Raw genomic sequence first — 8,836 nt, forward strand, 5'->3', positions numbered from 1 at the left:
CCGCCACCGCCGTTTCCTTGACCTGCGGCGACGAGGGCGTTAGTATGCCTTCTTTCAGGGGGGCGCTCTTCGCGGACGGCACACGTTCCGCAACATGTCCCTGGTGGATTCAGCCTAAGGGAGTACCTCAATACCATGCCGGAAGTGAGAGGATTTCGCGCGTATCGATTTGACCCGAAGGTGGTGGGGCCGTATGACGACGTCATCACCCCGCCGTATGATGTGATTAACCCGGCGCAACGCGCACAACTCATGGCACGAAGCCCCCATAATATGGCGCATGTGATTCTGCCGGAAGGCGAGGGCGATGCGCGTTACCGGAACGCGGCGACGCTCTTCGAGTCATGGCTCGCCGAAGGCGCGTTGAAGCAAGACGCGGAACCGTCGGTCTATCTCCTCTCTCAGACATTCAAGGGGCTTGACGGCCAGGAATTGGTGCGCAAGGGCTTCTTGGCCACGGCACGTCTGCCCGAACGCGGAGAATCGAGTTTCCTGGACCACGAACGGGTCTTCGATAAGAAGGTCTCCGACCGCCTGGCGCTGACCGAACACACGCGGGCACAGCTGGGCGCCGTGTTTGTCATGTACCGCGACCCCGACCGCGAATTGGCCTCTTTCTATGAAGTCATGGACCAGCGCCCCGAGGACATGCGGGCGGTCACTATCGATGGCGTTACCCAACGCGTCTGGAAGGTTCCGCAGGGTGATGCGGCGACGGGTTTCTTCCGGGAAAAGACTCTCTACATCGCCGACGGGCACCACCGGTTTCGCATGGCCTGCCTGTACCGCGACAGGATGCGCGAGCGCGAACAGCCGGCCGGCGACCGGCCCTATGATTTCGTCCTGATGGGATTCGTGGCCATGGAAGACCCTGGACTCCGTATATGGCCGACGCACCGTTTGGTCGACCCGCCTGCGGGGTTCGACGAAAAAGCATTCCTGAAAGCCGCCGAAAAATGGTTTGACATAGCTCACGCCGGGGATGACCTGGCCGCGCAGGTCGAGGAGACTCCGGGATGCGCCATTGGAATGGCGGTACACGGCGGAGGACGCTACCTCCTCACCCTTCGCGATATCGATCGCGCCAAATTCCTTGGCGAGGACCGAACCGATGCCTGGCGTGATCTCGACGTCGCGGTGTTGCACCGGGGATTGCTCGAACGGGTCATGGGCATGCCCGAGGGCGCCGAGTACGCTTATGAACCCAAGGCCGATGCCGCACTCGAAGCCGTGAATTCGGGGGAGAAAAAGCTGGGATTCTTCCTGAAAGGCACCCGAACGGACCAGGTCTGCGCGTGCGCGCATGCCGCCGACCCGATGCCGCAAAAATCGACCTATTTCTTCCCGAAACTGCCTACCGGGGCGGTGATTCACCGGCTGGTGTAGCAAGTCTGAACATTTGATCCCAAAGACGGAGATGTGAAACAAACACGTCTCCGCATCAGTTCCGTCTTATCAATACTCTTCCCCCAAATAAGACCCAAGAGATGCGGTAGTCGCGGGGCCTGCCGAGCACTCCCGGAAGGCAGCCGAACATTGTTTTGAGCAATTCACGAGATTTTGACAAGAAATTACTATGATTTTTCGAGAATTCTGTGCATAATAAATACGGTTGTTCGTCTGATAGCGCGAGAAGAAGGCATGCGCGAGCAGCGTTAAGTGAGGCAATTGACGATGGGACATGGCTTTGTACCTGGCGATCCGGTTGTATACCGCATCAGTAAGCAGAGTGAACATCCGGGCCCGCGTGCAGAAAACATTGTGCCGTCCGCACACGGGGAAACCTATGCCTACACCGTCGATAAGTATTGGCGGGTAAAAGAGATACTTCCGGACGGCAAACTGCTTCTCGAGACGCGGAGGGGCAAGACGCACGTGTGCGACCCCACCGATTTCCGGTTGCGAAAACCCGGATTTCTTACGCGCTTTCTGCACAAGGACCGTTTCCCAGCTTTGAGCGGGCAAAACTCGTAATCTTCCCCGTTAAGCCGAAGACGCCGGTTTGCGAGACCTATGGCCGACCTGATCGCCTTTGACATCGAGACTACTGGTTTATCCCCCTACGAAAACGCCCTGCTCGAAATTGCAGGGGTGAAGTTCCGCGTGGATGGCGCGATCTTTGAGACCTTCCAGGAGCTTGCGAATCCAGGTAGCGCGATTCCGGAAGCGGTACGCGCCATCACGGGCCTCACGGATGAGATGGTGGCCGCGCGCCGGCCGCCCATCGAGGTCCTGCGGGCGTTCTTGGTTTGGGCGGGGCCCGACCCGTACTTTCTCGCCCACAATGCATCGTTCGATATCCGGTTCATCAACGCGGCGTTCTTGAACTCCGCGGAACCCGCGCCGAACCTGCGTCTGGTGGACACCCTTGCCTGGGCGCGGGAACGCTTTCCGGAGCGCAAAGGATACGCGCTCGGGGAATTGCTTGAAGCCATTGGAGCGGCCAGGGAAGGTCTCCATCGCGCTCTTGGCGATGCCATGGGGGTTCGTGCGCTTGTCATGCACTTGCTTGCTGGCGAACCGGAGCCGCTCGCGGCCGTAGCGAAGCGGGTGAATCTGCCGCTGCTTCCGCGGCGCCAAAGCCTCCTGCCGGATTCCATGCTCGACTGAGGCGCGCGCGCTCGGGCCGTGCGACGGCATCGAGGCGGCGCCCGCCCTCATCGACGCCATCAACTGAAGAGCGCGAGGCCCGCCCTTAAGGCGAGCCCCGCGCTGTAATCTGACCGGCGCTATGCGCCCGTGCTTATCCCATATCGTACAAGGTCTTGGTGATGAAGGCCCACGTGCGGCTTACGGGATACTTGCTGGGATACCGCAAGAATTCGACGTGGCCGTCCATGTACAACACGTTGGAGCCGCCCGGCACATGGTTATACGTCACGTAGTTGGCCGAGGGACCGGTTACGGGGGTAGCCGAGATCGAGTCGAACATCATCGGCACTTCGGACTGGGCCATGGCCGAAGCCGCTGGATTGTTGATGTCGGTGATAAAGAAGCGTTCGATGCCTTCGCGCAGGTGATATACCGTTGTCGACCCCAGGTCCTCGTGATCGAAGGTGATGTCCCTGGTGTAGGTGCCGGCCTGCGCCTCGATGTCGCTCAGGCTGGTCGGATTGGGCACCGGCGGAACGAGGTCCGACAGGGGCGTCATGGCGGCCTGCACAGCCGCAAGAGCCGCCAGCGAAATGTCGACCCCGAAGGCAGGGTTTTCGGCGTTGTCGCCGCCCCCGCTCGTCAGCAGATAGTGTTGCGCCAGCAGCGCCCAGCCTGTGTAGATGTACGAGTCTCCATGCAGGCGGCACGGGTCCAGATTGCCTTCCTCGTCCAGCCAGTACGCTTCCATCCGCTCAATGCCGTCCGGGTCGCTGGGGCAGATCAGGATGTTGTAGTCGGTCAGGTATTCGGGATAGATCGCGGTCCCTTCCGGAATTGTGCGCGCGCTCCAGCAATCGCAGCGATGGGCCGGGTCCAGCGGGCCGTCGCTGTCCCAGTTGGTGCTGTCCGAGTATTGCAGCGGCGGGAACTGTTCGCCTTTGCTCTCGTTGGCAAACATTTTCAAAACGAGTCCCATCTGTTTGAGGTTGTTGGCGCAGCTGGCGCGCCGTGCCGCTTCGCGCGCCCGGGCCAGCGCCGGCAACAGAATCGCGGCAAGAATACCGATGATGGCGATAACGACCAGCAGCTCAATAAGCGTGAATCCTCGGGGTTTCATCTGCGAACCCTCCTTCTGGTTGGTGAACTGCATGAAAACACACGCCGTGATGCCGAATTGATGCTATCCCTGATGTTCTGCTTTGTCAACGAGGTTTCGCGCTATCCCTCGCTTATCCGGCTATTCGGGTTGCGTCATGTCCTTATCCGGATAAGAAAGCCTTCGCTGGAGGGATCTTGTTGTCTCCATCAAAGAGCAAGAATGAACTCACACGGAGACACAGAGCATCACTGTGGATTACGCGGTGGCGCTTCATCGAGGGACGGGTCTCGGGTTGTTGGACACAGTGTACGAAGCGGTGCTTGCACGCGATTTGGAGGCCCGGGGTCCGCGCGCGGCACGGCAAGTTCCCGTCCCCATAACTTCGCGGGCGCCATTTTTCCCAGGTCTCTGTGTGAGGTTCCCCAATCATCGTGTTATCCGCCGATTTGGGTCACATCCCTTTGCTTGACGCGGGCGGGGTCAAATCGCCACAATCACGGGATATGTGGCCCGAGGCGCGGGCCTGCGCAAGGGGGCACAACGCATCATCAGGAGGACCTACGAATGACTGCCAGCTTGTCTCGCCGGAAGTTTCTGTCCCGGGCGGCCGCGTTTGTGGCGGCGCCGTACATCATACCTGCCTCTGCCTTGGGCCTGGATGGCGCGACGCCTCCCTCGGAACGCATCGTCGTGGGGTGCATCGGCATTCGCGGCCGCGGCCTGCACGACCTGCGCTGGATGATTGGAAACCCGGACGTCCAGGTCGTCGCCATCTGCGATCTGCAGAAGACCCAGCGCGAAGGCGTCAAGAGTTTCATCGACCAGCACTACGGCAACACGGACTGCGCCATGTACCGCGATCTGCGCGAGTTCCTGCCGTCGCGGCCCGATATCGACGCGGTCCTGATCGCTACGGGCGACCGGTGGCACGCCCAGGCCGCGGTCCGCGCCATGCGCGAAGGCAAGGACGTCTTTTCCGAGAAGCCTTCGTGCATGACTATCGCCGAGGGCCGGGCCGTGGTTGAAACCGCGCGCCGCTACGCGCGCGTCTACCAGACCGGAACCCAGCGGTTGAGCGAGCCCAACCATGTGTTCGCCATCGAAATGGCCCGCACGGGCCGGCTGGGCAAGGTCGATGTCGCCTACGCCCATATCGCCCCGTGGGATGCCGCCAAGATCCCGCGCGAATGGAAGGAAGCCCAGCCAGAACCGCCCAAGGAAGAGGTGGACTGGGACATCTGGCTCGGCCCCTGCCCGTGGCGGCCATACAACGAGGAATACGCCCGCGGCGGATGGCGCGGCGACTACGATTTCCACACGAGCTGCATCGGCGAGTGGGGCGCGCACACCTTCGCCCAGGCCCAGGCCGGACTCGGCCTCGGCGAGTCCTCGCCCGTCAAATACAACTACGTCGATAACGACTCGGCGGACGGCATGGTCTGCGAGTTCGCCACGGGGCAGAAGCTGATCTTCTCGCGCGGCGACAAATACTGGTACGGGTCCTGCGGAGAACGGTTTGACGGCGAACGCGGCTGGGCCGCCGCGGCCGACGGATATTCCGCGCCCGAAGTCTCGTCGCCTGACCTGCTGCGCCAATTCGATGAGGTCATTGGCGAATACGTTGCGCGCACAGGCCGCGCCCTCGACCATATGCGGAACTTCCTCGACTGCGTGAAGTCGCGCGAGGAACCCGTCGCCAATGCGCGAGTGATGCACCACTCGATGTGCACCGTGCACGCGGCCAACATCTGCATGTGGCTCGAACGGGACCTCGAATTCGACCCCGCGACCGAGACGTTCATCAACGACGACGAAGCGAACCGTCTGCGTTCGCGCGCCCAGCGGGAGCCTTGGGTGATATGAGAAGCGAAACGAAAGGAGCACACGCGATCATGCGGAACGCCATTCTCAGGTTTACACTGGCAGGCGTCCTTATCCTGAGCGCCGCCGCGTCCACGCTGGCGCAGGAAACCGACCCCATTGCCGTCTTGAAGTCCGATGCCGACCTGAAAGCCAAGCAAGATGCCTGTATCAAGTTGTCCGTCTACGGGGGAACCGAGGCCATCCCTGTTCTGGAGGCCATGCTTACCAACGAGGAACTTTCGCACATGGCGCGTTACGCCCTCGAGCCCATGCCGTTCCCCGAGGCGGATGCGGCCCTGCGCAATGCCCTCGCCAAGACCAGCGGCGCGCTGAAAGTGGGCATCATGAACTCGCTGGCGTATCGCGGGGATACCGAGTGCGTGCCCGCGCTCATCGCCGCGATGTCGGAGAGCGACCCCATCGTGGTTCAGGAAGCCGCGCGCGCGCTTGGCGTTATCGCCACGTCCGAAGGAGCCGCCGCTTTGACCGCCGCTCTTCCTCAGGCCGATGCCGCTTCGGGCAACCTCCACGCTGTTTTCGACGGGACATTGCGCTGTGCCGAGGCGTTCCTCGTCAAGGGCAGCAAGGCCGACGCCGTCGCGCTGTATGACCGTCTGCGCCAAGTGCCCAATGCCGCCCAAGAGGACCGCGGCGCCGCCTTGCGCGGCGCGGTGGTTGCGCGCGGACCGCAGGAAGGCCTGCCGCTCCTCATCGAAGCCGTGCGCGGAGAAGACGAAGCGGTGTTTGCCGCGGCCCTGCGCACCGCTCGCGAAATGGACGGCGGCGACCCGGTGACGGCCGCACTGGCCGAAGCCCTGCCCGCGTTGACCCCCGAGCGCAAGGTCGCGCTCATGCAGACCCTCGGCGATCGCGGCGGGAGCGCCGCCGGACCGGCGCTGCTGACCGAAGCGCAGGCGGGCCCTGAAGAGGTCCGCATCGCAGCCGTCAACGCGCTGACCCGTCTTGCGCATACCCCGGCGCTGCTCCTCATCGCCCAGCTGGCAAGCGCCGAAGACAGCCCGTTGACCCAGGCCGCCCGCAACGCCTTAGCCTACTTCCCCAACAAAGAGGGCGACGCAGTGCTCGTGTCCATGCTCGATAATCCCGAGCCGGCCGCGCGGCGCGTGGCCGTCGAGTTGATCGGCAAGGGCGGACTGCCCGAGCCCGTCGGCCCGTTGATGAATGTCGCCGAGAAGGATGCGGACCAGACCGTGCGTCTGGCCGCGCTGACGGCCCTCGAAAACCTCGCCGGCATCCCCGAGATGCCGCGTCTTCTGGCCATTCTTCGCAATGCGAAGGCGCCGGAGGAAATGGAAAGCGCCGAGAACACGCTGCGTGCCGTCGTGGACCGTGAACGCAAGCCCACGAGCGCCGGCATCGTCGTTCAGAAGGCGTTGTACGGCGATCTGCCGGGTGGCGCGCCGACCGACGTCACCGAGAAGGTGGCCGAGATGGTCGCCTCGGGCGCCATGGCCATCAGCGCGTCCAACGCCAATTTCGGCGACACGGCGCACGGTGTCGTCAAACAGTTGCGCATCGATTACACGGCTAACGGCGTGGCCCACAGCAAAACGGTGACGGAAGGCCAGTCTTTGAACCTGACCGCCGTATCAATCCCCCCCGCCATCGTGGACGCCTTCTCCGCCGCTTTCGATCAGGCAAAGGGGCAAGCGCCGGCGACCGCGCTCGCGCTGTTGCGTCTGATGGGCGCCACGGGAAGCCCGAAAGCCCTCGAAACGGTCCGCGCCGCGGCGGCCCAGGGCGAAGGCGAGGTCAAACAGACCTCCGAACGGGTTCTGTGCGACTGGCCGACCCCCGTTGCCCTGCCCGTCGTCATGGAGATGGCCAAGACCGCCCCGGACGCCACGCTCAAGGTGCTCGCGTTGCGCGGCGCCGTGCGAATGCTCAAAGAAAGCGAGGCTACACCAGCCGAACGCCTCGAACAACTCACCGCGCTGATGGCGCTCGCCTCGAATGCCGACGAAAAGAAGCAGGTCCTGAGCGGACTGGCCGCCGCACCCAGCCTCGAAGCCCTCGATATGGTCTTTGCGCAGTTCGCCGATGAGGCCGTGCGGCCGGAAGCCGTACAGGCCGCGATCGCTATCGCGCAAGGTTTGGGCGGCGCCGCTCGCGAAGATGCCTCCATCTTCAACGGCAAGGACCTCACCGGATGGTCCGGGACCGGCAATTACTGGCGCGTCGAAGACGGCGCTATCGTGGGCCAGAGCACCGAGCAAGTCCCGGATACGGCCTACCTGTGGTCGGACCTCGAGGTGGGTGACTTCTACCTGTCCGCTGAGGTCATGCTCGAACCGCCCACGGCCAACTCGGGCATCCAGTTCCGCTCGAAGAAGATCGATGAGGCCGGTCACGCCCTCGGGTACCAGGGCGACATCGGACAAGACGTGTGGGGCCGCATCTACCACCAGGGCGGCCGCGGCAAACTCGACTGGAACGGCCGTGCCGAGGAAGCCGTCAAACCGGGCGAATGGAACCGCCTCGAAATCCTGGCCGTCGGGCCCGCCATCTGGACCGCCATCAACGGCAAGCTCGGCGTCGCCTGTCTCGACCTCGCGGGCAAAGACGAGCGCACAGGCAAGATCGCGTTCCAGATGCACGCCGGAGCGCCCCAGACGCACCGGTTCCGCAACCTGAAACTCATCCACAACCCCAAGGTCGAGCTGGGCGAACTCAAAGCCGACGCCCTGATCCCCGAACTCGCCATTCCTGTTCCTCAATGACCCAAACCCGCCCGGCGCCGCCAGGCAACACCGCTCGCGGCGCCGGGCGCTACGGTATGAATGGGGACGGCGGAGCCGTTGAAGAAGCGCGCAGACCGGCGTTTGGAGGACGAGAAGACCGAACGGAAGAAGTCCGCGGCCCCGCAAGGGAATTCTGGAGAAGGCATGCAGCCAAAGCGAGCAGAGATATGCGGAGTTGCTTTCTGTTTGTTGGCGGTGGCCGTCGTAATCGCGTTCGCAACCGAATTCTATCTCAACGAACGCGCCCGTAGTCTGCTCGTGCTGTTTACAACGGCGACCTTTCCGAGTGTTGAGCGAAACGAGGTCCAGCAGCTATGCGATGCGATGGGCGGAAGGATAGATCATCAATCCTCATCCGACCTCAGAATAAGGATGTACTGGTCGTTCAGCTACAAGAATCCAGAATATCTAGATATCAGCTTTGACGAGGCCGGACATGTGAGAGGCATCAGTCTAGTGGACATAGATCGTTCTTGGGAAGAGCCTTCGATTCGGACGCACCTTATTCAAGAGACGA

The 8,836-nt window shown here is 62.6% G+C and carries 8 protein-coding genes; 7 read left to right on the top strand and 1 reads right to left on the bottom strand.

Annotated features, from left to right (window positions below):
• Positions 1-135: 135 nt before the first annotated feature.
• The 3 genes from PLJ71_21820 to PLJ71_21830 all read left to right on the top strand — a co-directional run bounded on the left by PLJ71_21820 (position 136) and on the right by PLJ71_21830 (position 2,610).
• Positions 136-1,386 (top strand): DUF1015 domain-containing protein, encoded by a 1,251-nt coding sequence (locus PLJ71_21820; protein ID HQM51328.1) that lies wholly within the window; start codon positions 136-138, stop codon positions 1,384-1,386.
• Between the two features lie 375 nt (positions 1,387-1,761).
• Positions 1,762-1,974: a hypothetical protein gene (locus tag PLJ71_21825; GenBank protein HQM51329.1), complete on the top strand. Its 213-nt coding sequence runs from the start codon at positions 1,762-1,764 to the stop codon at positions 1,972-1,974.
• A 39-nt stretch (positions 1,975-2,013) separates the two neighbouring features.
• Complete coding sequence (locus PLJ71_21830; protein ID HQM51330.1) at positions 2,014-2,610, top strand: 3'-5' exonuclease; 597 nt, start codon at positions 2,014-2,016, stop codon at positions 2,608-2,610.
• 133 nt (positions 2,611-2,743) lie between these two features.
• On the opposite strand, the gene PLJ71_21835 is transcribed toward PLJ71_21830, so the two are convergent.
• On the bottom strand, positions 2,744-3,712 hold the full coding sequence (locus PLJ71_21835) for a DUF1559 domain-containing protein (protein ID HQM51331.1): 969 nt from the start codon (positions 3,710-3,712) through the stop codon (positions 2,744-2,746).
• Between the two features lie 232 nt (positions 3,713-3,944).
• Here PLJ71_21835 and PLJ71_21840 point away from each other — a divergent pair, with 232 nt between their 5' ends.
• The 4 genes from PLJ71_21840 to PLJ71_21855 all read left to right on the top strand — a co-directional run.
• Positions 3,945-4,163, top strand: a complete 219-nt coding sequence (locus PLJ71_21840) for a GxxExxY protein (protein ID HQM51332.1) — start codon at positions 3,945-3,947, stop codon at positions 4,161-4,163.
• Between the two features lie 95 nt (positions 4,164-4,258).
• A complete protein-coding gene (locus PLJ71_21845; GenBank protein HQM51333.1) occupies positions 4,259-5,557 on the top strand; it encodes a Gfo/Idh/MocA family oxidoreductase in 1,299 nt (432 codons plus the stop codon).
• A 29-nt stretch (positions 5,558-5,586) separates the two neighbouring features.
• Complete coding sequence (locus PLJ71_21850) at positions 5,587-8,298, top strand: DUF1080 domain-containing protein (GenBank protein ID HQM51334.1); 2,712 nt, start codon at positions 5,587-5,589, stop codon at positions 8,296-8,298.
• Between the two features lie 78 nt (positions 8,299-8,376).
• Positions 8,377-8,836 (top strand): hypothetical protein (locus tag PLJ71_21855; protein HQM51335.1); only part of this gene is annotated, 460 nt, incomplete at its 3' end.

The organism is Candidatus Hydrogenedentota bacterium, from assembly GCA_035416745.1.
Classification (GTDB): domain Bacteria; phylum Hydrogenedentota; class Hydrogenedentia; order Hydrogenedentales; family SLHB01; genus UBA2224.

Coding starts and splice junctions, on each gene's coding strand:
- PLJ71_21820 (HQM51328.1), top strand. CDS start 136: ATGCCGGAAGTGAGAGGATTTCGCGCGTATCGATTTGACCCGAAGGTG.
- PLJ71_21830 (HQM51330.1), top strand. CDS start 2,014: ATGGCCGACCTGATCGCCTTTGACATCGAGACTACTGGTTTATCCCCC.
- PLJ71_21835 (HQM51331.1), bottom strand. CDS start 3,712: ATGAAACCCCGAGGATTCACGCTTATTGAGCTGCTGGTCGTTATCGCC.
- PLJ71_21845 (HQM51333.1), top strand. CDS start 4,259: ATGACTGCCAGCTTGTCTCGCCGGAAGTTTCTGTCCCGGGCGGCCGCG.
- PLJ71_21850 (HQM51334.1), top strand. CDS start 5,587: ATGCGGAACGCCATTCTCAGGTTTACACTGGCAGGCGTCCTTATCCTG.